Below are 24,840 nucleotides of genomic sequence, written 5' to 3' on the forward strand. Positions count from 1 at the left end.
GCACGTCGCTCTCACACCGCCAGAAGCACGATCCCGAAGACCACCACCAGCGAGGCCGCCATGCGCCACACAGGACGCGCCTCGCGCAGCACGAACACCCCGAACAGGCTCACGAGCACGACACTCACCTCGCGCAGTGGCGCGACCAAAGCGACCGGTGCGATCTGTATCGCGCTGAGCACGAGGATGTATGACAGTGGGGAGAGCACGCCGAACGCGAGGATCCGACGCCACTGCGCCCGCCCGAGAGCCCAGACCGCGGCCCACCGTCGACGCACCGCGATCGAGTAGAACGGCACCTGCAACAGTGTCGTGCCCACCATGAAGGCGACCGGCGACAGGTTCCACGTTCGCACCACATGTGCGTCCCAGATCGTGTAGACGGCGATCATGACGCCGGTGAGCAGCCCGAACACGAGGCCCAGGTCGAGACTCCGGCGGGACCTCGACGTCAGGCGCCCGCGGTCGACCAAACCGATCGCGACGACTCCGGCGATCACGGCTCCCACTCCGACGAGCGCCAGCAGGGAAGGGCGCTCTCCGAGCAGCACGATTGCGACGATCACCGAGAGGAAAGGGCCGGTGCCGCGCGCGGTCGCGTACACGGTGGAGAGGTTGCCCTCCTGATAGCCGCGCTGCAGCACCGCCATGTAGCCGACGTGAAGGACGGCCGACACCGAGACGCCCGCGGCGAAGGATCCGAGGTCTTCGGTGCCGAGTCCACCCGTGAACGGCACGACCCCGACCCACACCGCGGTGCTGCCGACCGCGCCCCACCACAGGAAGGGAACCCCGGCACGGCTCACGCCGTGCGCGACGATGTTCCATGCGGCGTGAGCGAGAGCCGCAGCGATGACGAAGAGGAAAGCGAGTGCAGACACGGCGAGACCCTTCCATCCGTCGCGAGGCGCGACGAACAGGGTCCTCCGGGCTTTTGTCCTGTCAGATGACGGCTCCCCTGCGGAGGGGAACCGTGGCGCCGCTCGGACCAGTCGGGCGCGAACCCCGGAACCCTAGGCGCTATCGAGATCACGGTAACGCCCGCTGATGAACACCAGGCAAACGGAGCCGCTTCACCCCACCACGAACCAAAGCCCCACTTCACCCCGACCCATCCCCCTCACCTCACCGCGACTACGCTCGAAGCAAGCCCGTTCTCAGGAAGGCACACCATGCCCGTGACCCCGGTCGCCCTCTCCCACGCCGACGATCTCGCCGACTACATCTCGGTCTCGCCGTCGAGCTATCACGCCGCATCGGAGCTCGCCCGGCGCCTCGAGGCCACCGGCTTCACTCGTCTGAACGAGCAGGACTCCTGGCCGACCCAGCCGGGCGGACGTTTCGTGGTCGTGCGCGACGGTGCCGCCATCGCCTGGGTCGTCCCCACGGATGCCGGTGCGACGACCCCGGTCCAGGTCTTCGGCGCCCATACCGATTCCCCCGGTTTCAAGCTGAAGCCGCAGCCGACGACCGGCACCCGCGGATGGCTGCAGGCCGGGGTCGAGGTGTACGGCGGGCCGCTGCTCAACTCCTGGCTCGACCGCGAACTGCGTCTCGCCGGACGGCTCGCTCTCTCCGACGGCCGCGTCGTGCTCGCCGACACGGGAGCGATGCTGCGGCTGCCCCAGCTGGCGATCCACCTCGACCGCTCGGCGAACTCCGGCCTCGCCCTCGACAAGCAGGTCGAGACTCAGCCCGTCTGGGGACTCGGCGACCCGACGCAGGCCGACATCCTCGGCGAGCTCGCCGCATCGGCTGATGTCGACGCGTCCACGATCCGCGGCTACGACGTGATGATCGCCGACACCGCTCGCGGCGCCGTCTTCGGCAAGGACGACGCGTTCTTCGCCGCCGGCCGACTCGACGACCTCGCCTCGGTGCACGCTGGGCTCGTCGCACTCAGCACACACGAGCCCGCGGCGGGGGCGCCGATCGCCGTGCTCGCCGCGTTCGATCACGAAGAGCTGGGCTCCGCATCCCGCTCCGGCGCCGCCGGCCCCTTCCTCGAAGACGTGCTCGAGCGCCTCTACGCCGGGCTCGGCGCCGATGCGACCGATCGCCGGCGTGCGAACGCCTCGTCGTGGTGCCTGTCGAGCGACGTCGGCCACTCGGTGCACCCGAACTACGTCGCGAAGCACGACCCCGTCGTGCAGCCCGTGCTCGGCTCCGGTCCGATCCTGAAACTCAATGCGAATCAGCGGTACGCGACGGATGCCGTCGGCACGGCATCCTGGCGCACGTGGTCCGAACGCGCCGGCGTGCACACGCAGGAGTTCGTGTCGAACAACGCCGTCCCGTGCGGCTCCACGATCGGCCCGATCACGGCGACGCGTCTCGGCATCCGCACGGTGGACGTCGGCATCCCCATCCTCTCGATGCACTCCGCCCGAGAACTCGCCGGAGTCTCCGACCTGCACGATCTCGCTCGCACGGCCCAGGCCTTCTTCGCCGGTTGACCCCCTCACGAGCCCCGATGCCCCACGGCAGTGCCAGGATGTGACCATGACGCAGACCAAGCCCGGCCTCATCGAGCGCGCCGGCATCGAGATCATCCCCGAGTCCGATCGCACCGCCAAGCCGCGCGACCTGTTCTGGCCCTGGTTCGCGGCGAACGTGTCGGTGTTCGGTATGTCGTACGGCTCGTTCGTGCTGGGCTTCGGCATCTCCTTCTGGCAGGCCACGGTCGTCTCGATCATCGGCATCGTCGTGTCGTTCCTGCTGTGCGGACTCATCGCGATCGCCGGCAAGCGCGGATCAGCCCCGACCATGGTGCTTTCCCGTGCCGCGTTCGGCGTGCAGGGTCAGAAGATCCCCGGCATCGTCTCGTGGCTGACCTCGATCGGGTGGGAGACGTTCCTCGCCATCCTCGCGGTCCTCGCCACAGCGACCGTGATCACGCAGCTCGGCGGCGACGGCGAGAGCATACTGCTCAAGATCATCGCGACGCTGATCGTCGCCGCACTGATCGTCGCGGCATCCGTGCTCGGCTATCACACCATCATGAAGCTGCAGTCGGTGCTCACCTGGGTGACCGGGATAGTGACGGTGCTGTACATCATCCTCGCCGCCCCGAGCATCGACCTCGCCGCCGTCCTGGCACGCCCCGACGGCGACATCGGAAAGGTCATCGGTGCGCTCGTGATGGTGATGACCGGATTCGGGCTGGGCTGGATCAACATCGCCGCCGACTGGTCCCGCTACCAGAAGCGCACCGCGGCAGACGGTGCGATCGTCGCCTGGAACACGATCGGCGGATCCGTGGCGCCCCTGATCCTGGTCATCTTCGGTCTGCTGCTCGCCGGCTCCGACGAAGACCTCTTCAACGCGGTGCAGGCAGACCCGGTCGGGGCTCTCGCGACCATCCTGCCCGTATGGGTGCTGGTCCCGTTCCTCCTCACCGCGGTGCTCGCGCTCGTCTCCGGGGCGGTGCTCGGCATCTACTCCTCCGGGCTCACGCTGCTCAGCCTCGGCATCCGTATCCCACGCCCGTCGGCGGCGGCGATCGACGGCGTGATCCTCACGATAGGCACGATCTTCGTGGTGTTCGTCGCGAAGGACTTCCTCGGACCGTTCCAGAGCTTCCTCATCACGCTCGGCGTGCCGCTCGCCTCGTGGGCCGGGATCCTGATCGCCGACATCCTGCGACGCCGGAAGGACTACGACGAAGACGCCCTGTTCGATGCTCGCGGACGCTACGGCGCCTGGGATTGGACATCGATCGGCACCATGATCGTCGCGAGCGTGATCGGCTGGGGCTTCGTCGTCAACAACTTCGCCGCGGAGGCCGAGTGGAACAACTGGCAGGGCTACCTGCTGTTCCTGATCGGCGGACGAGAGGGCCCGTGGGCATACGCGAACCTGGGCGTCTTCTTCGCCCTGGTGCTCTCGTTCCTCGTGACGTACTTCGCACGCGCCGAGAAGATCCGTCGCCAGGAAAGGGCATGACCTCGATCCAGGGCGCCGAAGACACCTGGCTCGTGGTGATCGACCCGCAGGCGATCTTCGCCTCCCCCGACTCCGCCTGGGGATCGCCCTTCTTCGCCGAGGCGCTCCCCCACATCCGCGCCCTCGCCGATGCGTTCGGCGAGCGGGTGCTGGTCACGAGATGGATGCCGACCGCCGACCGCGCGACGTCCTGGGGCGCCTATTTCGCCGCCTGGCCCTTCGCCGATCAGCCCGCGAGCGACCCACTCTTCGCCCTCGTGCCGGATGCGGAGGCCTTCTCCCCGCATCCCACGCTCGACCTGCCGACATTCGGCAAGTGGGGCCCCGAGATCGAAGCCGTCGTCGGACGCGGCGCGCACATCGTGCTGGCGGGGGTGTCGACCGACTGCTGCGTGATCTCGACGGCGCTCGCCGCTGCGGATGCCGGAGCCCACGTCACGATCGCCGCGGACGCCTGCGCGGGATCCACAGCCGAGAACCACGCCGCGGCAGTCCAGGTCATGGGCCTGTATCCGCCGCAGATCACGATCAGCGACTCCGCCGCAGTGCTCGCGTCCCGCTGAGCGACGTCACGTCTCCCGCATTCGCCCGGAAAGCCGGTGACGATTCGCCGAGCCTGTGACGATTCGCCGAGGAATTCGCGGGAAAAGTCCGCAGATCGTCATACTGTCCGCGAATCGTCGCCCACCCGCCCACCGCGCCACCGGGCCACCCGGCCACCCGGGGGTCAGGCCGCACGCACCGCCGCGGCGATGTCCGACGGCGACCCATGCCAGGGCGCTCCGTGTCCCGGTAGCACCCATGAGGCCGAGACCGCGGCCAGTCGGTCGAGCGACGAGAGCGCACGATCCGGCTCATCCGTGAACGGCGCCGGCTGCGCCCCCGTGCGCCCGGTCAGCACATGACGTGTCGTCAGCGCATCGCCCACGAACACGGCGTCGGCGATGGGCACGTGCACGGCGATGCTGCCGGGCGAGTGCCCCGGCATCCCGATCACGACAGGACTGCCCGGCAGATCGAGCACGTCACCGTCGGCGACCTCCGTCACCTCGGTGACATGATGCGTGCGCAGGGCGTTCTTGCGGATGCCGTAGGCGAAGAAGCCGAGCGTCGCCCCGAGCCGCGCGGGGCCTATCGCGGTCTTGGGCTTCTCCCCCGTGCGCACGCGGTGCGCGTCGGCGGCGTGGATGAACACGGTCACTCCCGCCTCGCGCCGCAACCGCTCGGCGAACCCGATGTGATCGCTGTCGCCGTGCGTGAGAACGACGCCGCGGATGTCGGAGAGCGGACGCCCGATCGTCTCCAGTTCGCGCTGCAAATCGTGCCAATGCCCGGGCAGACCGGCGTCGATCAGGGTGATGCCCTCTGACGTCTCGATAAGATACGAGGCGACGATGTCGTTGCCGAGACGGTGCAGGTGCGGGGCGAGTTTCATGACGGATCCTCTCAGGATGATTGCGATGGCTACGTTACGTAGCTATCATGGCTATTGTCAATAGCCATGAGGAGGATGCTGTGCCCACCCCCGAACGCACGTCCATGGAGCAGATCGTCGCCGCGGGCCGCGAGATCCTCGAGGTCGGAGGTCCGAGCGGGCTCACGATGCAGGCCGTGGCCGCACGCGTCGGAGTGCGGGCCCCCTCGCTCTACAAGCGGGTGCGCGACCGCGAAGCGCTGCACACGGCCGTCGCCACGGCATCCATCGACGCCCTCACGGCGCAGCTCGAGCGCGCAGGCGACGACCTCACGGCACTGGCATCCGCCTACCGCGACTTCGCGCATGCGCATCCCGAAGGATTCCGGATCATGTTCACCGCAGCATCGCCGCACGAGGCACTCGAGCGATCGGCGGCTCCCCTCATCCGCGCCGCAGCCGCACGAGTCGGAGACGAGGACGCGCTCGATGCCGCCCGCCTGTTCACGGCCTGGGCCACGGGTTTCCTGCAGATGGAGCTCTCGGGCGCCTTCCGGCTCGGCGGTGACGTCGACCGCGCGTTCGACTACGGCCTGCGACAGCTCCTCGCCGGCCTCGGGCGCTGACCGAGGGCGACGGATCGCCGACTCGATGACGATTCACGGAGGAATCCACGGGTTCTGGTCGGGGAATCGTCACACCCTCGGCGAATCGTCGCCCCGTCCCCCAGCCCCCGAAACCTCAACCCAGACTCACCAGGCCGTCCAGGCCTCCCAGAGTTCGGCATACGGGCCAGGCATCTCGACGAGTTCCGCGTGGGTGCCCGACTGGACGATCCTGCCGTCGTGCATCACGTGGATCCGATCCGCCGTCTCGGCCTGACTCAGCCGGTGAGCGATCACGATGCCCGTGCGCTCACCGATCGCGGCGAGCGCCGCCGCATCGAGCACCTCCGAGTCGGCTGACCCCGCCTCGGCCGTCGCCTCGTCGAGGATCACGACCGATGCCCCCGACAGGGCCACGCGCACGAGCGCGAGATGCTGCGACTGTCCTGCCGTGAGCGGATGCCCCGCCTCACCGATGACGGTGTCGAGCCCCTCGGGCAGCCGCAGGATCCAGTCGGCGTGCAGCTCCCGGATCGTGTCGTCCATTCGCTGATCGTCGGCGTCGCTGAACAGGGCGAGGTCGTCGCGTACGGATCCGGCGAAGACATGCGGTTCCTGACTGAGCATCACAACGGCATCCCGCAGGTCGTGGGGATGCCACTCGTCGATGCCGCGTTCGTCATGCCGCACGGAGCCGGCCCGGGGCGGCAGGGCCCCGGCGAGCACGCGGGCGAGTGTCGTCTTGCCCGCGCCGCTCGCGCCCACGATGGCGATCTTGTCTCCCGGTGCGGCCGACATCGAGACCCGGTCGAGGTCGCTCCGCCCGGGTCGGTGTCCGTACTCCAGACTGTCCACCTCGATCACCCCCGCGCCGCGTGCGCGTCCGGTCGCCTCGCCGTTCCCACGCGGTGCCGGCGAGGGCAGTCCGATCACGCCGAACAGGCGCGCGAGGCTTGCCCCGGCATCCTGCAGTTCGTCGATGCGGAACAGCAGCGTGCCCATCGGGCCGAACAGCCCGAGGAAGTACAGGGCGGCTGCCGTGACGGCTCCGAGGTCGACCGCACCGCTCGTGACCAGCAGATATCCGACCACGAGCACGGCGCTGAGCCCCACGAGTTCCGCGCCGTTGAGGAACACGTTGAAGTCGTTGCGCACCCGAGTGGCCCGCACCTCGAGCGCGATCCCCTGTTCGCTCGCTTCGGCGATGCGCTCGAGATGCACCTCCTCCGCACGGAGCGCGAGCACGGTGTCGACGCCGCGCACCGCTTCGATCGTGCGCTGTCCGCGCTCGGCGACGGCGACCCGATGGGCGCGGTAGACGGGAGCGGAGCGGCGGAGGAACCACCGCAGCGAGAAGTACTGCACGGGAGCGGCGAGCAGGGCGGCCAGCGCGAAGCGCCAGTCCAGGATGCCCATTCCCGCCAGGCTCAGGCCGATGCTGAACAGCGCGGTGAGGAAGGACGGCAGGGCTTCTTCGACGACCTGTCCGACGGCGCGCACGTCTCCGGACAGACGAGACACCAGGTCGCCCGTTCCTGCGGCTTCGATGCGGGCGGTCGGTTGGGCCAGGGCGGTGCGGAAGGCCGCCTCGCGCACCTCACGGATCGTGCCCTGCCCGAGACGCGCGAGCAGGATGCGCCCGACCCAGGTGAGCGCGGCGCCGACGGCCAGCGATCCCAGCAGAACCGAGCCGGAGATCACGAGCGACCCGCCGCCTCCGACGATGTCGTCGACCATGCCGCCGATGATCAGCGGAGCGAGCAGAGCCGCGCCCACACCGGCGCAGAGGGTGAGCACGGCCCCGACGACCAGGCCCCGGCGGCGGCGCAGCATCGACCACAGGCCACGCGCGGTCTCGCGCCGCGAGGCGATGGGAAGCTTCTCGTCGGTCACGCCCCGCTCCTCACGTCGTGCACCTGATGGCACGCCGACAGGAGCGACGCGCGATCGGTGAGCAGCAGGATCGTGCGCCTCTCGGCCGCGAGTCCGGCGGCGACCTGGGCCTCGGTGATCGGATCGATCGCGGTGGTCGGCTCATGCAGCACGATCAGGCGCTGCGGCTGGTGCAACGCGCGGGCGAGCAGCAGGCGCTGCCGCTGCCCTCCCGACAGTCGCAACCCGCGCTCGCCGACCCGCTCCTCGAGGCCGTCGGGCAGTCGGCGCACCACCTCGTCGAAGGCTGCGGCGCTCAGATGCGCCTCGTCGATCCGATCGGCGATGTTCTCGGCCGCCGTGCCACTGAACACGGCAGCGTCGTGCGGGGGCGCGAAGATCACCGCGCGCAGCCCCTCAGGACCGAGCAGTGCGGCATCGACGTCATCGACGACGAGCTCCCCCACGCGCGCATCACGACGTGCGCCCAGGAGACGTGCGAGATCCTCGATGCGATCGGGATCGGCCCGGATGCCTGTCACCTCCCCGTCGACGACGTCGAGGTCCCGGCCCTCGACACGTATCCGCGCCACGACGCGCGGCATCGCCATCGTCGACGCGGCCGCATCGCTCGGGCGGGCGCCGCGAGCATCCGCCGACGCGGCATCCGTCCCTCGTGCATCCTGCGGCGCCGTCTCGGCACGGAACTCCGCGATGCGGGTCGCGGAGCCGTGCTTCGAAGCGATCTGCGCCGGCAGGTATCCCAGCGACTGGAGTGGCCCGCGGATCGTCTGCGCCAATCCGATCGCGGTGACGAAGCCGCCGACGGAGATCGCCCCGTCGAGGGCGAGCCAGCAGCCGAGCACCGCGATGACGGTGAACGCGAGTCCACTGACCAGCAGGTTCAGAGCGGTCAGCCCTGCCGCAGCCTTCTCGGCGCGATAGGCCGCCGCCGCCGCGATCGCGCTCTCCTCGACGTAGCGGTCGGCCGCGCGTGATGCGCCACCCAGAGCGCCGAGCACGCGCAGGCCGGTGGCGAAGTCGGTGCTGACCGCATCGAGCCGAGCGGCCTGTCGCTGCGCCTCGTAGCCGCGACGGCGAAGTCCGCCGCTGACCGCGTGCACGATGAACGCCTGCAGGAGGGTGCCGACCACGACGGCGATCGCGAGGGGCCAGGCGATGAGGAGCAGAGTGACGCAGGCGACCAGCACCGCGGTCGCGGCCGCGGCCTGCTCGGCGATCACCCAGAAGAACCCAGCGGTCTCACCGGCATCCGATGAGGAGATCGTGAGCACCTCGCCCGCGGGCCGGCGCGTGCGGCGGCGCAGCGCCAACCCCAGCACGCCCTGGCGCAGCGCGTGCTCGCCCTGCGCATAGACGCGGGTGCCGGCGCGATCGCCCAGCTGCCACGCCAGGATCAGCACGGTGAACACCCCGACGAGGAAGGCGAGCGCCCAGGCGAGCGCGTGCGGATCGGCTGGGGCGATCGCCCGATCGATCACGACGCCCACGGCGATCGGCACCATGACCTCGGCGAGCTGGTGCCCGCAGAACCCGATGATCGACAACACCGCCCTGACACGACGACTCGCGCCCCAGACTCCCTCACGGAAGACTCCCCCGACGGTGGTCACGGCAGCGTCGCCGAACCGAGCGGCACGACCAGCGGGCTCCCCGCGACCGGATCGGCGATCACCAGGCACTCGAGCCCGAACACCTCCCGCACCAGGTCGACGGTGACGATCTCGCGCGGTTCCCCCTCGGCGACGACCTGACCGTCTTTCATCGCGATGATGTGGGTGGCGTAGCGGGCGGCGTGGTTCAGGTCGTGCAGCACAGCCACGAGCGTACGGCCTTCGCCATGCAGTCTCCGGAACAGCTCGAGCAGCTCGATCTGGTGTGCGATGTCGAGGAACGTGGTGGGCTCGTCGAGCAGCACGATCGGTGTCTCCTGCGCGAGCGCCATCGCGACCCACACCCGCTGGCGCTGACCGCCGGAGAGTTCATCGACCAGGCGGGTCGACAGCTCGGTCGTGTTGGTCGCGGCCAGCGCATCGGCGACGGCGCGCGCGTCTTCCGCCGACCACTGCTTGATGAGCTTCTGATGCGGGTACCGACCGCGCGAGACGAGATCGGCCACCACGATGCCGTCGGGCGCGAGCGAGGTCTGCGGCAGGAGCCCGACCTGGCGCGCGAGCGCCTTGGCCGGCATCCCCGCGATGGAGGCTCCGTCGAGCAGCACCCCGCCCCGCATGGGCTTGAGCAGACGCGCGAGACTGCGCAGCAGCGTGGATTTGCCGCAGGCGTTCGGACCGACGATCACGGTGAACGATCCGTCGGGGATGCGCACCTCGAGCCCCTCCGAGATGACCCGACGGTCGTAGCCGATCGTGACGTCGGCGGCATGCAGGCGTGCCGGCATGGGAATGGTGGATGCCGGAACGGCGGATGAGGTCATGGCCTGGAGTCCTTGCGAGGTTCGGTCATCGGCGTCGGGTCTCGCGGATCAGGAGCCAGACGAAATAGAGTCCGCCTACCGACACCGTGACGATGCCGACGGGCAGTTGCAACGGCGCGAAGACGCGCTGCGCGAGGAAGTCGCTCACCACGAGCAGCAGGGCGCCCGTGACGCCTGCGGCGACGAGACCGACTCCGGCCGACCGGGTCAGTCGACGGGCGATCTGCGGGGCGACCAACGCGATGAAGGCGATCGGGCCGGCGGCCGCGGTGACCAGGGCGACCAGGGCGACGCCGAGCACGATCGCGACCAGGCGCACGCCGGTGGGACGCGATCCCAGCGATCCGGCCGCATCGTCGCCGAGCTCCAGCACCCGCAGCGCAGGGGACAGCGCGAGCACGGCAGGGATCAGCACCGCGAGCACCACCGCCACCGGGATCAGCTGGTCGATCGAGAGCCCGTTCAGGGAGCCGCTCCCCCAGACCCCGGCCGTGAGCTGCTCCTCGGGCGATGCCTTGAGCATGAGGTAGGTGTTGAGCGCGGCGAGCAGCGCCGAGACTCCGATGCCGACGATGATCAGGCGGAATCCCTGCACCCCGCGGCGGTAGGCGAGCACGAAGACGACGAGCGCGGTGGCGATCCCTCCGGCGAGCGCGCCGACCGCGACGGCGTAGTAGCCGCCGCCGGTCACGAGCAGCACGATCAGCGCTCCCGTGTACGAACCGGAGGAGAAGCCGATGATGTCGGGCGAGCCGAGCGGGTTCCTGGTCAGTGACTGGAAGATCGCCCCCGACATTCCGAGCGCGATGCCCAGCAGCGCGGCCAGCAATGCCCGCGGCATCCGCCATTCCCGTACGACGAGCACGGTGCCTCCGTCGGCCGTGCCGAGGAGCCCCGAGACGACCTGATCGAGGGGGATGTCGTACGTGCCGGTGGAGATCGAGAGGATCACACCCGCGACGGCGACGACGGCGAGCGCCAGCGTCACGACGAACGCCCGCAGGGAAGCACTGCCCGACCACCGGCGACCCTGGAGTTCGATACGGCGATACCCGAAGTCGACGACGGCGCCCGCCGCCGCATCCGGAGATGCGGTCGTCGCGGTCGAGGTCGAGGTGGATGTCGATGCCGAGATCCCGGTCGAGATCACAGTGTGCTCACCTTCGTGCGACGGGCGAGGAGGATCAGCACGGGAGCACCGACGAACGCCGTCACGATGCCGACCTCCAGTTCCTGGGGAGCGAGGATCACGCGGCCCACCACGTCGGAGGTGAGGAGGAGCAGAGCGGCGCCGACGGCGGAGAACGGGATGATCCACCGCTGATCGGGTCCGGTGAACCAGCGCACCACGTGCGGCACCATGAGCCCGACGAAGCCGATCGGACCGGCCGCCGCCGTCGCCGCGCCGGCGAGCAGTGTGACGGCGATGATGACCAGCACTCGCGTGCGCAGGACATTCGCCCCCAGCGAGCGCGCGAGGTCGTCACCGAGCGAGATCGCATTGAGAGGTCGTCCGGCGATCGCGCCGAGCAGCAGCCCGACCGCGATGGGGACAGCCACCACCACGAGCGTGGACCAGCCGCGACCGGCGAGGGAGCCGGCGCTCCAGCGCAGCATGTCGTCGAAGGAGTTCGGGTTGAGCATCGTGATCGCCGAGGCGAAGCCCCCGAGCACCGCACCGAGCGCGATGCCGACGAGGGTGAGCCGCACCGGGGTGGCTCCGGCCGAACCGACCGAGCCGAGGGCGTAGACGAGCACGGTCACGATGATCGCCCCGATGAACGCGAACCACATGTACTGCGAGATCGCGGTCACCCCGAGCAGACCGATCGCGATCACCACCGCCACGTTCGCCCCCGCGCCGACGCCGAGGATGCCGGTGTCGGCGAGGGGGTTGCGCGTGAGCGCCTGGATCAGGGCGCCGGCAACTCCCAGAGCAGCACCGACGACGAGCGCAAGAGTCGCCCGCGACATCCGCATCTCGTGCACGATGTACGAGGTCTCGCCAGCGTCCGGATGCCAGAGCGCCTGCCAGATCTCCCCGAATCCGATGCCGCGGGCGCCGACCCAGAGGCTGAGCAGGAAGACGGTCGCGAGCAGCGCGGCCGCGCCCAGGAGGAACAGCGTGCGGGTCAGTGCCGCGCGCGGGTTCCGGGTCGCCGCGGCGACGGAGGAATCTCCGGCCAGGGGGTCGACGGCGGCGGCAGCGACGGCGGATTCGGTGACGGTCATGCGCTCAGAGCCCGAGCTGCGCGAGGCGGGCGTCGTAGAGGTCGCGGAGCTCCTCGTGGTCGGCATCCGCGGACTCCCAGATCGCCTGCAGCCCGGCGACGGTGTCGTCGTCGAGACTCTCGTAGCGCTCCAGCCACTCCTCCTGCCGCTCGCGCCAGTACCCGATCACGGCGTAGCGGTCGGCGGGGAGACCGCGCTCGTGCCGCAGGTACCGACGGGCGTCGCGCAATTCACCTGCTTCCCCGGCGACCCAGACGTACGAGTCGTCGGTGATCGGCAGTGCCCGCAGCACCTCGGTGATCGCGCTGGGCGCGACGCCGTTGCCGCGCCCGATGATCCAGCGCACCGAGAGGGAGCCGTCGCCGATCTCCAGTCGATGCGAGTCCTCGGCGATCTCGACGGCGGCGACCGCGCGCACGCCTGCTGGCAGCTGTTCGCTCAGCCGGGCGAGCGCGGGAAGACCCGTGGCGTCGGTCACGAAGATCTGCTCGACGGCGCCGGTGGGCGGCTCGTAGAGACCCCGCGGATCCCCGAACGCGACCCGGTCCCCCGGCCTGGCCCCGGTCGCCCACGTGCCCGCACGACCGTGGCCGTGCACGACCAGGTCGATGTCGACCTCGCCGGCGGCGGCATCGTGGCGACGGATCGTGTACGGCTCGACGTGATCCTCGACGCCTTCCGGATAGTGCCACACGCCCTCGTCGTCGACGCGCGGCAGGTGCAGCACGCCATCCGATGCCGGAAAATGCACACGAACGAATTCATCACCGATTCCGGTGGTGCGGAAACCCTCCAGTCCCGCACCACCGAAGGTGACGCGCACCATGCCCGGCGTCAGCCGAGTGGTGCGCGTCACCTCTGCGACATGCAAGGCGTTCATCAGCCCTGCGCGTCGACCTTCTCCTGCACCTGCGCGAGCAGGTCCTCGAGGTCGTCGAGGTTCTCCAGCGCCCAGCCGAAGGAGCCGGTCGGCGACAGCGGGATGTAGTCGAAGACCATGTCGTTCTGCACTGCGGGGAGGTTCTGCCAGATCGTGTTGGTCGCGAGGTTGGCACGCCCCTCTTCGTTGCCGCGCATCACGAAGACGGCGTCGGCGTTGGAGATCCGGTCCAGGTTCTCGTACGAGAACCAGTTCGGGAACTTCGCCTCGTTGACCTCGTCATCCGTCTGCTCGCGGAAGGTCGCACCGAGATCGCGCAGGATCGGGGTCGAGAAGTGCGTGTCGGCGTAGGTGCCCCACTCGTCGGCGACCGGCACGAAGACCGTCACGGCCTGGTCGGCGAGGATGTCGGCGTACTCCTCCTTGATCGCGTCACGACGCGCGTCGTACTCGTCGACGAGCGGCTGCAGCACGTCTTCCTTGCCGAGGATCTCGGCGAGGTCGGTCGCGCGCGTGCGCCAGCTCTCGCCGTCGCGGGCCTCGAACGTGATGATCGGGGCGACCTTCTCCAGTTCCGCGCGCAGCGGGTCGTCCATCGTCAGGAAGTCGCTGGTCGCGATGATGAGGTCGGGGTCGGCCTTGGCGACGGCCTCGAGGTTGAGCTCGTAGTACTCCCCGATCGATTCGGCATCGGAGTCGGCGATCGCCTGCGAGTACTGCGTGGGGATCGCAACGCCCTCGGTGTCGGTGAAGTACGTGTTCACGACGCCGACGGGCATCACCCCGAGGTCGATCAGCGCGGCGGGCGTGTAGAAGTCGACCGAGACGATGCGCTCGATCTTCTCGGGGAGCTCGACCGTGCCGAACTCGTTCTCGTAGACGCGGGTCGCACCCGCGGCGTCATCGTCGGCCGGAGCGCTGCAGGCGGCGAGCGCGAACACGGCGGTGGAGGCGGCGAGGATGCCGGCGAGGCGGAGCGCTCTGCGGTTCGGGTGCGCGGAGGCGAAGAGGGACATGGGACTCCTGTGATTCGCAGCGAAAACGCCGGGCGAGATGACCGCCCGGCGTTGGTAAGGGTTGCCTGACCTAAGCTAACGGATCACCCATGCCGAAGAGGGGACGACTTGTACCGGTTTCGGTACAAGGGATCACTCGCCCGGCTGGCGCTCGGAACGCGATCCCCGCACATATTCCGCGGGAGTCTGCCCCGTGAGCTCGCGGAAGTGGTCGATGAAGGTCGATGGGTTTCGGTACCCCACGACCCGCGAGACGGAGACGATCGATCGCCCGTGTGTGAGTTCGCGGATCGCCAGCTGCAGGCGCGCGAGGATGCGCCACTGGGTGAACGACATTCCCGTCTCGGCCTCGAACTGCCGGGCCAGGGTGCGCCCGTGCATCCCGCATTCATACGCCCAATCCGCGGTCGTGCGTTTGTCGGACGGGTCGGCGAGGATTGCGCTGGCGACCATGTGCAGGTGCGGGCTGCGCGGCATCACGAGTTCGAACGACTCTCGAGGCGCAGGCACGAGCAGATCGAGGATCACCCGCTGCACGCGCACGCGGGCCGGCTCGTCGAGCGCGCCCTGCAGGTTGTGGTCGAGCAGCACACGCAGTGGTTCCGTCATCGCGACGCCGGTGACGACCTCCGGCATCGCGGCGGTGTGGGGACCGCCGCCCCGAAAATACGTCGCCCGCACGCGGGCACCGCGCTCGGCCGACGCTCGGTGCACGATGCGCGACGGCACCCACACGGCGAGTGCGGGCGGGATCGCCCAGACGCGCCCTTCAGCCTCCAGCCGCGCCATGCCACCGGCCGACCAGAGCAGCTCGTGCTCATCGTGCACGTGCTCGGGCCACACCACCGGGTCGTCGACGTCGTATTCGAACGTGGTGAGGAGATACCCCGGCGGCACGCGCAGGTGATCGGGTTCCAGCGCCGAAGCGCTCACGCTCCCCGCCGATCCAGACGCGCCCGCACACCGTCGATGACGAGGTCGACCTTGTCAAGCCACCATGAGCTCGGCGCCCCTGGTTCCCCCATCGCGTAGCGCATGGCCTCGAGATACTCCCCCGAGACGACCGGATCGCCGAGCACCTCGCCCGCCTCCGCCATCCGGGCGAGCACCCGCTCGCTGTAGCTCTCGCCACTCTCGGTGGGGCGGTGCAGCGCCTCGATCGTGAGGTAGGAATCGGCCGTCATGTCACCGATCGTGTCGACGATGAGCGCGGCCTCGCGCAGACCGAAGCCGAGTCGCGCCGTGAGGTACTCCACCACCAGGTACGACTGCGTGACGAGCTCCGGCGGCACCGACGACATCAGGCGCAACCGCTGGGCGAGGCCGGGGTGCGCGCGGAACATCTCCCACATCGCCCTGGCACAATCGCGCAGGTATTCGGCCCAGTCGTCGGTGGGATCGGGCCAGTCCCCACGGGTGATCGCCACCGCGGCGGCGCCGTCGAGCATGTCCTCCACGCCGCCGATGTGGCGGTAGAGCGTGGACTGGTCGACACCGAGGCGGGCGGCGACGGAGGTCGTGGTGGCGCGATCGAGACCGAGCTCGAGCACGGCGTCGAGGATGGCCTCCCGCGAGGTGAGCGGAGGGCGTCCGCGGCGGGGTCGATCGGCCATCGCCCCATCGTACCGATCGAGCGCGCACCCCTTCAGATCCTCCACCAACTAAGGCTAGCCTTGCCTAAAGGTCTGCGAGCGCGCTACGCTCGATCTGTTTTGCAATAGATCATTGCAAAAGAGAGGCTCGGATGACCGACACCGCCGACCGCGTCGCCGCGAAAGCAGAGCGCCGCACCGCGAAGCAGAGACAGCGCGTAGCCGACCGGCACATCCTGGGGCCTGTATCCGCGCGCCTCACCGTGGCGAGCGCGATCGTCGCCGTCGCCTCGCTGTGCGCCGTCGTCCCCTTCATCCTGATCGCCGAGGTCTGCCGCGAACTGCTCGCCGGCACCCCGGACTGGTCGCGCGTCTGGGGCCTGCTGCTCACCGCCCTCGGCATCCTCGGCGTGCGCGGACTCCTGCAGTCCGGTGCGCTGCTCTGGTCGCACCTGATCGACGCCGAGCACCAGTTCACGCTGCGGCAGCTATTGGCCGCCAAGCTCTCCCGCGTACCCCTGGGGTGGTTCACCGAACGCAGTTCCGGCGAGGTGAAGAAGCTCCTGCAGAACGACGTCGATGCCCTGCACTACCTCGTGGCGCACGCGAGACTCGAGTTCGTCGGCGCACTCACCCTGCCGCTGGCGACCTTCGGCTACCTGCTCCTCGTCGACTGGCGTCTCGCCCTTCTGCTGCTCGTGCCGATCGTCATCTACGCCTTCGTGATGTCGCGCATCATGGGCTCCGGCTACGCCGCGAAGATGGCGACCTACGAGTCGTGGCAGACCGAGGTGAGCGAGACGACGATCGAGTTCGTCGACGGCATCCAGGTCGTCCGCGCCTTCGGCCAGCCCCGTAAAGGCCACCACCGGTATCAGGCCGCCGTCGACGGCTACGCGACTTTCTTCCAGGCCTGGGTCTCCCCCATCACCCGCCTCGAGGGCATCGGCAGTCAACTGCTCAACCCGGTGGTCGTGCTGCTGCTCATGCTGCTCGCCTCGCTCGGACTGATCGGTGGCGGCCTCATGGAGCCGGCGTCGCTCGTGCCGTTCATCCTGATCGGGCTGGGCATCGGCGGCACCGTGCTCACGTTCGGCTACGGCGTGCAGGCGCTGCGTCTGGCGTCGGCCGCCTCCGTGCGCCTGTGGGAGCTGACCGAGACCGCGGAGCTCGTCGATCCCGCCGAGGGCCCCGTGCCGACGAGCGGCATCGTGCGATTCGACGACGTGACCTTCGGCTACCGCGAGGGCCACCCCGTGCTGAAGAACATCGACCTCGAACTGCACCCGGGCACCATCACGGCACTGGTCGGGCCCAGCGGGTCGGGCAAGTCGACGCTCGCACGCCTCGTGCCCCGCTTCTACGACGTGACCGGCGGACGCATCACGCTCGACGGCCACGATCTGCGAGCACTGCGATCGGCCGACCTGTACCGCGCGGTCGGCTTCGTGCTGCAGGACGTGCAGCTGATCGCGGGCACCGTGCGCGAGAACCTGCTGCTCGCCCGGCCCGACGCCGACGACGCCGCACTCGAGCGCGTCTGCCGCGCGGCGCAGATCCACGACCGCATCCTCGAACTTCCCCGCGGCTACCACTCCGAGATCGGCGTCGATGCCCGACTCTCGGGCGGAGAGGCACAGCGTCTGTCGATCGCCAGGGCGCTGCTGGCGGATGCTCCCGTGCTGGTGCTCGACGAGGCCACCGCTTTCGCGGACCCCGAGTCCGAGGCCGCGATCCAGGATGCGCTGGCCGTGCTCGTGGCGGATCGCACCGTGCTCGTGATCGCGCATCGCCTGCACACGATCGTCGACGTCGATCGGATCGTGGTGCTCGACCAGGGGCGGATCGTGCAGAACGGAACCCCGGACGAACTCCGCGCCGCCGACGGACTGTTCGCACGGCTCTGGGCGGCGAACGAACGGGCGCTCGGCGAGGTCGAGCAGATGGACATCCCGGAACGACGCCAGGCAGTCGGTCAGAACGCAGGCGGTCAGAACGCAGCCGCTCAGAACGCAGTCGATCAGAACGCAGTCGGTCAGAACGCAGAGGTGAACGCATGATCCGCAAGGTCCTGAGGCTGGTCCCCGATCCCTATCGGGGGATGATCCCGCTCTATCTCGCGACGATCGTCGTCTTCGCGCTCGCGCAGTCGGTGGCGTACGTGCTGCTCATGCCGCTGTTGGAGGCACTCTTCCGCGGCGACCTCGGTGCGGCCTGGGGGTGGACCGCGGGCATCGCGGGAGCCGTCGTGATCGTGTTCGCGTGCGGCTACCGTCAGGCCGTGCTGGGGCTGCGCATCGGCACCGGCATGATGCACTCGCTGCAGACCCGCCTCGGCGACCACATCGCCACGCTGCCGCTGGGATGGTTCGGCTCAGCCACAGCCGGTCGGGTCTCCCGCCTGATCAGCAGCAGCGTGAAGGACGCGATGGGCGTGTTCGCACATCTGCTGACGCCGCTGCTCAGCGGAGTCCTGGTTCCGGCCGGCGTCGCCGTGGGCATGCTGTTCCTCGACCCGCGCGTCTCCCTCGCCATGCTGGTGAGCGCACCGCTGCTGTACCTCGTCAATCGCTGGGGTACGAGCGTGTACTCCCGCGCCGAGACCCGGGCGCACGCGGCGGCCGAGGAGTCGAACTCGCGCGTGATCGAGTTCGCTCAGGCGCAGCCGGTGCTGCGCGCCTTCGGCGCCGCGACCACGGGCAACCGCGGCATGCAGGCCGCCTTGACCGCGCAACGCCGCGTCGGACGCGGGCTCGTGTTCGCCTCGGTGCCCGGCCTCGTCGTCTTCTCCTTCCTGGTGCAGCTCACCTTCATCGCCCTGGTGTACCTGGTGGTGTCGTTCGCCTCCGGTGGCACCCTCTCGGTTCCGGCGGCGATCGCCCTGATCGCCGTGAGCTCGCGCTTCATCGATCCGCTCAACCAGGCGGCCGAGCTCGCGACCGCCGTGCGGGGAGCGGCCAACGCCGCCGACCGCATCACCGATCTGCTCGCCGAGCCCACGCTGCCGGAGTCGTCGACGCCCGTACAGCCGCGCAATGCCGGTGTGCGCTTCGACGACGTCACCTTCGGGTACGTCGATGGTGAGCCGGTCATCGACGGGGTCTCGTTCGCCGTGCCGGCCGGCACCACGACCGCCTTGGTGGGTCCGAGCGGAAGCGGCAAGACCACGCTGCTGCGTCTCGCATCGCGCTTCTACGACGTCGGCGAGGGGCGCATCGAGGTCGGCGGGCACGCCATCTCGGAGTATCCGTCGACCACGCTCATGGAGCAGTTCTCGCTCGTCTTCCAGGACGTGTACCTGTTCCATCAGTCGATCGCCGAGAACGTGCGGATCGGTCGGGCGGATGCCTCAGCCGACGAGATCGCGCGGGCCGCCGAGGTCGCCCGCGTCGACGAGATCGTCGAGCGGCTGCCCGACGGATGGGACACCAACGTCGGCGAGGGCGGCACCTCGCTGTCGGGTGGCGAGCGCCAGCGCGTCTCGATCGCTCGCGCCCTGCTCAAGAACGCCCCCATCGTGCTGCTGGACGAGGCCACGAGCGCGCTCGATCCGCAGAACGAGGCGGCCGTGGTGCGCGGCATCCACGAACTCACCCGCGACAAGACCGTGATGGTCGTCGCCCACCGGCTGTCGACCATCCAGCACGCCGACCAGATCCTGTTCCTCGACCGGGGCCGCATCGTGGAGCGCGGCACGCATGACGAGCTGCTGGCTGCGGGAGGACGCTATGCGGACTTCTGGAACGAACGCTCTCGGGCATCCGGATGGCGATTGACGCCGGCATCCGTTCACGCCGATGCCGCCCCTGCCACGACCGCGATCCCGGTGGTGCGATCGGCGACGGTGGTGCGCTGATGGCCGGCAACTGGCAGCGCGGGATGATGCGCCTGATGCGCATCGCGAACCACGAGGTCGAGGTCGTCGAGGTGCACGACTTCACGCCCTGGTATCGGCGCATCACGTTCCGCACGCCGACGCTCACCGACACTCTCGACGTGTTCCCGACACTGTGGCTGCGCCTGTGGGTGCCGCATCCGGCCAAGGGTGAGGGCTTCGTAGTCCAGCGCGGGTACACCTTCGTGCGCGTGGATGCCGCCGCGCGCACGTTCAGCCTGGACTTCGTGCTGCACGACGTGGCGGGCCCCGCGGGCGACTGGGCGAAGCGCGTCGTCGTCGGTGAGCGCATCGAAGCCGCGCTCACCCCAGCGAGGATCGACATCCCCGACGGCACCACCACACTGGTGCTCGCGGGCGACGCGACCGCGCTGCCCGCCATCAACACCTGGCTGGAATCGGTCCCGCCCGAGATCGAGACCCACGTGTTCCTCGAGGAGGAGCACCAAGACCGTGCCGCACTGCCCCGCATCGAGCGGGAACGCGGCACCTGGGAGTGGGTGGTGCGGGAGGGCGATCGGGGCACGGCGCTCGCCCGCGCCATCCGCGCATCCGTCGCACCGGCCGAGGGCGTCTACGCCTGGGGAGCCGGCGAGAAGACACTCATCAAGAACGTGCGCGGAGCACTCCGCGAACATCTCGGCCTCGACCGTGGCCACCATTTCACGCAGCTCTACTGGATCGAAGGGAAGGCCACGGGCTGACGCCACGGGCACCGCACATGAAGAACATCAGCACTCGCCTCCTGCTCACCTGCGCCGCGATCGGCGTGGCGTGCGGCATCGTCCTTCTGCCGATCTTCGGCATCTTCTCCAGCGCCGCGATCGCCGCTGCTCCCCTGCTGTACACCGTGCTCCTGGGCTTCTGGTTCTTCGGCGGCGTGCTCATGCAGTCGATCACGCACCGACCGGGCATGGCGCTGCTGACCTCGGTCATCGCCGGGCTCGTGATCGGGCCGTTCACGCCGTACGGCTTCTCGACCGTGTTGTCGACCGCGACGGTCGGGCTCTGCCAGGAGCTGCCGTTCCTCGCGACGCTCTACCGCCGTTGGCCGGCGTGGCTGTTCTACGTCTCGAACGGGGTCATCGGGCTGGCGTACGCCTTTCCCGCACAGGCGATCTTCGCAAGCGACACCCCGGATACCGTGCGGTTCGCCGTGTACCCCCTCGCCGCGGCGAGCGCCGTCGCGACGACCTGGGTCGCGCGGGTCGTCGCGAAACGTCTGGATCGCACCGGCGTGACGCGCGGGCTCATGAGCCCGGCGCCGCAGCGCGTCCGTGCTGCGCGGGTTGGGGCTGGGCTGTAAGGGGCTGGGCTGTAGGCGGGGCCAGGCAGGCGACTATCGGAGGTAGGCGAATACTCCCACGGAGGCCGAAGCCGCCGGAAGCCGCCTACCCCCGGTCGATCGCCTACGCTCAGCATGCCCGCGGGTCAGATCTCTGGATGCCGTGACCGGAATACTGGCACACTGGGGCGCGGAGAGGGGTTCCATGACTGCGCGCGAGAATGACGCTGAGCCGGATCGCACCGAGAGGGCGCGGCGGCCGTGGCACCGCATGAAGATCGCACTCGGGGTCGTGGTCGGAGTCGTCGCGGTCATCGCGGTCGTCGGCTCGGTCACCCCCTGGCCCTCGGCCATGCTCATCCGCGCCGTGTTCACGAAGGGCGGCGATGAGACGGCCGCCGAGATGGACCGCCACCTGCCCGAAACGACGCTCACCGAGAAGCTCGACGTCGCGTACGGCGATGCCGGAGCCGACACCACGATGGACGTCTTCGCACCGGCATCCGCCACCGGCCCGCTGCCCACGATCGTGTGGATCCATGGCGGCGCGTGGATCTCGGGGGCGAAGGAGAACGTCGACCCCTACCTGCGCATCCTCGCCGCCGAGGGCTACACGACGATCGGCGTCAACTACACGATCGGCCCCGAGGGCGTGTATCCGCTGGCCGTGAACCAGCTCAACGAGGCCCTCGCCTACATCGACGCGCACGCCGACGAGCTCGGAGTGGATGCCGCGCAGATCGTGCTCGCGGGTGATTCCGCCGGCGCCCAGCTCGCCAGCCAGATGGCGACCCTCATCACGAGCTCGGACTACGCCGAGATCATGGACATCACGCCCGCGATCTCCGCCGACCAGCTCGTGGCGACCGTGCTGAACTGCGGCGTGTACGACCTCGCGGCCCTCGCCCGCCTCGACGGCATCGCGGGCTGGGGATTCAAGTCGGCGATGTGGGCATACTCGGGCACCAAGACCTGGGCGGAGGACTCGACCGGAGCGACCATGTCGACCGTCGACTGGGTCACCGCCGACTTCCCCACGACCTACATCTCAGGCGGCAACGGCGACGGGCTGACCTGGCTGCAGTCGATCCCGATGGCCCAGCGGCTCGACGAGCTCGGCGTCGACGTGACCACACAGTTCTGGCCCGCGCCGCACGAGCCCGCCCTGCCGCACGAGTACCAGTTCCACCTCGACATGCCCGATGCGCAGACCGCCCTGCAGAAGACCATCGACTTCCTGAACACCCACACCCCGCGCTGACCCCTGGTGGTGCCGCGGTGCGATCTGGGCCGCGGTGCCGCTGGGCCGACTGAGCGAACAGCGGCGGAGCGAACAGCGGTGGAGCGAACAGGATGCATGGAGGAAGCCCGGATGCCGGGCGAACCTGCCGCATCCTCCCTGCATCCGGCACTTCTCCCTGCACGGTGAACCAACACGGGCGCACCGCGCACCGGCACCGGCACCGGCACCGGCACCGGGGAGCGTGACCGAAGGTAGGTGAAGTCGCGGGCGTAGGACGAAATCGCGCGAATCGGCCTACACTCGCGACTTCGCCTACGTCAACACCAGGCGCCTACCCTCAACACCAGGCCGACCCCGGGGGGGCTACTTCATCGTGTCGAGGATGCCGACCAGGTCGTCGAACGTCGTCAGTGGATTGAGGATGGCGAAGCGCGTGTTGGGGCGTCCGGCGTGCGAGCTGGGAACCACGAACGCACGCTGCGAGTCGAGCAACGCGGCGGACCACCGGTCGTAGTCGGCGCGTTCCCACCCATCCCGCTCGAACACCACGACCGACAGCTCGGGGTCGCGCACCAGGCGGAGCTCCGGCCGGCGCGCGATCTCGTCGGCGATGCGCGCCGTGAGGGCGAGCGTCGCACTGACGGCATCCCGATACGCCTGCACTCCGTAGGTCGCGACCGAGAACCACATCGGCAGTCCGCGCGGGCGCCGCGTGAGCTGGATCGAGTAGTCCGACGGGCTGAAGTCGTCGCCGTCCGTGAGGGTGTCGAGGTACTCGGCGTGCTGCGTGTGCGCCCGCCGCCCGCTGTCGGGGTCTCGGTAGATCAGGGCGCAGCAGTCGAACGGCGCGAACAGCCACTTGTGCGGATCGACGATCACCGAGTCGGCGCGCTCGACACCGGCGAAGATGTGCCGCGCCTCGGGGGCCAGCATCGCGGTGAGTCCGTAGGCGCCGTCGATGTGCAGCCAGAAGTCGAAGTCGTCCTTGAGGGCGGCGATCCCCGCGATGTCGTCGACGATGCCGAAGTTCGTCGATCCGCCGGTCGCCACGACCGCGCAGATCTCGTCGCCGTGCGCGGCGAGGGCCTCGCGCACGGCCTCGGCGCGCAGCCTCCCGTCGTCGCCCGCGGGAACCAGGAGCACATCGGCATCCATCACCTTCGCGGCGGACTTGTTCGACGAATGCGCCTCGACGCTGCAGACGATCTTCCACCGCCGCGGCAGCTCCTTGCCCTGCGCGAGAAGGCGTTCCTTCGCTGATTCGCGCGCCGCGACCAGTGCCGAGAGGTTGCCGATCGTGCCGCCCTGCACGAACACCCCTCCCGCGGTCTCGGGCAGGCCGAACTCGCGGGCGAGCCACGCCAGCACCTCGTTCTCGGCGTGCACGGCGCCGGCGCCCTCCAGCCAGCTGCCTCCGTAGAGCCCGGATGCCGACACCACGAGGTCGAACGCGATCGCCGCCATGGTCGGGGCTGTCGGGATGAACGACAGGTACAGCGGATGACTCGTGGTCAGGCAGGCGGGGGCCAGGATGTGCTCGAACACGCTCAGCGCACGCGGGGCGCCGAGCCCGGCGTCGGTGATCGTCGGACCGACGAGCCTGTTCAACTCGGCCTCGCTCTGCGGCTTGTCGAGCGGCACGTCTGCCGCCAGCATCCGCCGGCGGGAGTAGTCGAGGACGGCATCGATGATCGCGGTCGATTCGGGCGAGGCCGCGTGCATGCGCACAGCATCCATGGGCGTTCCTTACTTGTCGAGGGAGGTCGTATTGGGAAGAGAGCCGTCGAGCACGGCCGAGAGCGCGCGTCGGGCGAGATCGGCACGGTCGCGCGGCGCCCACTTCACCAGCGAGTGGGCGTTCATGCCGTCGACCATCGCCAGCAGCAGCCAGGCCGCGGTGTCGGCGCGCCCCGCAGCGATCTGACCGGATGCCGCGGCACGGGCGAAGACCTGCTCCAAGGCGCTCTGCCAGCCGTCCATCTCCTGACGCACGCGCTGGGCGAGTGCGGCGTTGCGGGTGCCGAGTGCCCACGCCTGCACCCAGATGAGTGTGACGTCGTCACGCGCTGTGTCGAGCAGTGTGTCGATGAGTCCGAGCAGGTTGCCGCGCACATCGTCGGAGTCGTCGAGTGCGGCGATCACCTCGTCGCGCTCGGCGGCCACGATCACTCCGAACACCTCGGCGACGAACGAGTCCATACCCGGCCGGTAGTGCGCCACCAGGGCCGGCGTGACGCCGACGCGCGCGGCGACCGCGCGCACGCTCAGGCTCTCGAGCCCACTCTCGCGGGCGTGCGCGATCGCCCCCCGCAGGATCGAGCGATCGCGCTCCTCGGGCGACATACGCCGGGGAGTCGTACCTGTTGACGTGGTCTTCATCAAGGGCTACCGTAACAGCTGTTG

Annotated in this window: 22 protein-coding genes; 9 read left to right on the plus strand and 13 right to left on the minus strand. The window is 69.4% G+C overall.

What is annotated here, in order from left to right:
- Positions 1 to 11 precede the first annotated feature (11 nt).
- The gene (locus P0Y60_16315; GenBank protein WEK60843.1) at positions 12 to 881 is read right to left on the minus strand and encodes an EamA family transporter; all 870 of its coding nucleotides are present in this window, start codon (positions 879 to 881) and stop codon (positions 12 to 14) included.
- A gap of 291 nt (positions 882 to 1,172) precedes the next feature.
- Between P0Y60_16315 and P0Y60_16320 the strand changes: the two genes are divergently transcribed.
- Genes P0Y60_16320 through P0Y60_16330 form a run of 3 tightly spaced genes read left to right on the plus strand, consistent with a single transcriptional unit; the run spans position 1,173 to position 4,508 of the window.
- A complete protein-coding gene (locus P0Y60_16320; GenBank protein ID WEK60844.1) occupies positions 1,173 to 2,456 on the plus strand; it encodes a M18 family aminopeptidase in 1,284 nt (427 codons plus the stop codon).
- Positions 2,457 to 2,502: 46 nt separating this feature from the next.
- A complete protein-coding gene (locus P0Y60_16325; GenBank protein WEK60845.1) occupies positions 2,503 to 3,945 on the plus strand; it encodes a cytosine permease in 1,443 nt (480 codons plus the stop codon).
- Entirely contained in the window at positions 3,942 to 4,508 is a 567-nt protein-coding gene (locus P0Y60_16330) for an isochorismatase family protein (GenBank protein ID WEK60846.1), read from the plus strand. The genes P0Y60_16325 and P0Y60_16330 overlap by 4 nt, the downstream gene beginning before the upstream one ends.
- 164 nt (positions 4,509 to 4,672) lie before the next feature.
- Here P0Y60_16330 and P0Y60_16335 read toward each other — a convergent pair whose 3' ends face one another.
- Positions 4,673 to 5,380 carry an MBL fold metallo-hydrolase gene (locus tag P0Y60_16335; protein WEK60847.1) on the minus strand — a complete coding sequence of 236 codons (708 nt, stop codon included), beginning with the start codon at positions 5,378 to 5,380 and terminating at the stop codon, positions 4,673 to 4,675.
- Positions 5,381 to 5,460: 80 nt separating this feature from the next.
- On the opposite strand from P0Y60_16335, the gene P0Y60_16340 reads away from it, so the two are divergent.
- Positions 5,461 to 5,985, plus strand: a complete 525-nt coding sequence (locus tag P0Y60_16340; GenBank protein WEK60848.1) for a WHG domain-containing protein — start codon at positions 5,461 to 5,463, stop codon at positions 5,983 to 5,985.
- Between the two features lie 126 nt (positions 5,986 to 6,111).
- On the opposite strand, the gene P0Y60_16345 is transcribed toward P0Y60_16340, so the two are convergent.
- From P0Y60_16345 to P0Y60_16385, 9 genes are all read right to left on the minus strand, one after another.
- Positions 6,112 to 7,857, minus strand: coding sequence for an ABC transporter ATP-binding protein (locus P0Y60_16345; protein ID WEK60849.1), 1,746 nt, complete (start codon positions 7,855 to 7,857; stop codon positions 6,112 to 6,114).
- Positions 7,854 to 9,470, minus strand: a complete 1,617-nt coding sequence (locus tag P0Y60_16350; GenBank protein ID WEK60850.1) for an ABC transporter ATP-binding protein — start codon at positions 9,468 to 9,470, stop codon at positions 7,854 to 7,856. Before P0Y60_16350 ends, P0Y60_16345 begins: the two co-directional genes overlap by 4 nt.
- Complete coding sequence (locus P0Y60_16355; GenBank protein ID WEK60851.1) at positions 9,467 to 10,294, minus strand: ABC transporter ATP-binding protein; 828 nt, start codon at positions 10,292 to 10,294, stop codon at positions 9,467 to 9,469. The genes P0Y60_16350 and P0Y60_16355 overlap by 4 nt, the downstream gene beginning before the upstream one ends.
- Positions 10,295 to 10,319: 25 nt before the next feature.
- The gene (locus P0Y60_16360; protein WEK60852.1) at positions 10,320 to 11,444 is read right to left on the minus strand and encodes an iron chelate uptake ABC transporter family permease subunit; all 1,125 of its coding nucleotides are present in this window, start codon (positions 11,442 to 11,444) and stop codon (positions 10,320 to 10,322) included.
- Positions 11,441 to 12,526: an iron chelate uptake ABC transporter family permease subunit gene (locus tag P0Y60_16365; protein ID WEK60853.1), complete on the minus strand. Its 1,086-nt coding sequence runs from the start codon at positions 12,524 to 12,526 to the stop codon at positions 11,441 to 11,443. The genes P0Y60_16360 and P0Y60_16365 overlap by 4 nt, the downstream gene beginning before the upstream one ends.
- A 4-nt stretch (positions 12,527 to 12,530) precedes the next feature.
- Positions 12,531 to 13,406, minus strand: coding sequence for a siderophore-interacting protein (locus P0Y60_16370; GenBank protein ID WEK60854.1), 876 nt, complete (start codon positions 13,404 to 13,406; stop codon positions 12,531 to 12,533).
- Positions 13,406 to 14,422, minus strand: coding sequence for an ABC transporter substrate-binding protein (locus P0Y60_16375; protein WEK60855.1), 1,017 nt, complete (start codon positions 14,420 to 14,422; stop codon positions 13,406 to 13,408). Before P0Y60_16375 ends, P0Y60_16370 begins: the two co-directional genes overlap by 1 nt.
- 132 nt (positions 14,423 to 14,554) lie before the next feature.
- Positions 14,555 to 15,355, minus strand: coding sequence for an AraC family transcriptional regulator (locus P0Y60_16380; GenBank protein WEK60856.1), 801 nt, complete (start codon positions 15,353 to 15,355; stop codon positions 14,555 to 14,557).
- Entirely contained in the window at positions 15,352 to 16,035 is a 684-nt protein-coding gene (locus P0Y60_16385) for a hypothetical protein (protein WEK60857.1), read from the minus strand. Before P0Y60_16385 ends, P0Y60_16380 begins: the two co-directional genes overlap by 4 nt.
- A 131-nt stretch (positions 16,036 to 16,166) precedes the next feature.
- Between P0Y60_16385 and P0Y60_16390 the strand changes: the two genes are divergently transcribed.
- The 5 genes from P0Y60_16390 (at position 16,167) to P0Y60_16410 (ending at position 22,455) form a co-directional block, all read left to right on the plus strand.
- Positions 16,167 to 18,074, plus strand: coding sequence for an ABC transporter ATP-binding protein (locus P0Y60_16390; GenBank protein WEK60858.1), 1,908 nt, complete (start codon positions 16,167 to 16,169; stop codon positions 18,072 to 18,074).
- Entirely contained in the window at positions 18,071 to 19,870 is a 1,800-nt protein-coding gene (locus P0Y60_16395; GenBank protein ID WEK60859.1) for an ABC transporter ATP-binding protein, read from the plus strand. The genes P0Y60_16390 and P0Y60_16395 overlap by 4 nt, the downstream gene beginning before the upstream one ends.
- Positions 19,870 to 20,613, plus strand: coding sequence for a siderophore-interacting protein (locus P0Y60_16400; protein WEK60860.1), 744 nt, complete (start codon positions 19,870 to 19,872; stop codon positions 20,611 to 20,613). The genes P0Y60_16395 and P0Y60_16400 overlap by 1 nt, the downstream gene beginning before the upstream one ends.
- A gap of 17 nt (positions 20,614 to 20,630) precedes the next feature.
- On the plus strand, positions 20,631 to 21,215 hold the full coding sequence (locus tag P0Y60_16405) for an ECF transporter S component (GenBank protein WEK60861.1): 585 nt from the start codon (positions 20,631 to 20,633) through the stop codon (positions 21,213 to 21,215).
- 184 nt (positions 21,216 to 21,399) lie between these two features.
- Entirely contained in the window at positions 21,400 to 22,455 is a 1,056-nt protein-coding gene (locus P0Y60_16410) for an alpha/beta hydrolase (protein WEK60862.1), read from the plus strand.
- A gap of 345 nt (positions 22,456 to 22,800) precedes the next feature.
- Here P0Y60_16410 and P0Y60_16415 read toward each other — a convergent pair whose 3' ends face one another.
- Together P0Y60_16415 and P0Y60_16420 are read right to left on the minus strand one after the other, a co-directional pair.
- Complete coding sequence (locus tag P0Y60_16415; GenBank protein WEK60863.1) at positions 22,801 to 24,174, minus strand: aminotransferase class V-fold PLP-dependent enzyme; 1,374 nt, start codon at positions 24,172 to 24,174, stop codon at positions 22,801 to 22,803.
- Between the two features lie 9 nt (positions 24,175 to 24,183).
- Positions 24,184 to 24,816 (minus strand): TetR family transcriptional regulator C-terminal domain-containing protein, encoded by a 633-nt coding sequence (locus P0Y60_16420; protein ID WEK60864.1) that lies wholly within the window; start codon positions 24,814 to 24,816, stop codon positions 24,184 to 24,186.
- Between the last annotated feature and the right edge of the window lie 24 nt (positions 24,817 to 24,840).

Origin of the sequence: Candidatus Microbacterium colombiense (genome assembly GCA_029203165.1) — a bacterium.
In the GTDB taxonomy this organism is placed as follows: Bacteria; Actinomycetota; Actinomycetes; order Actinomycetales; family Microbacteriaceae; genus Microbacterium; species Microbacterium colombiense.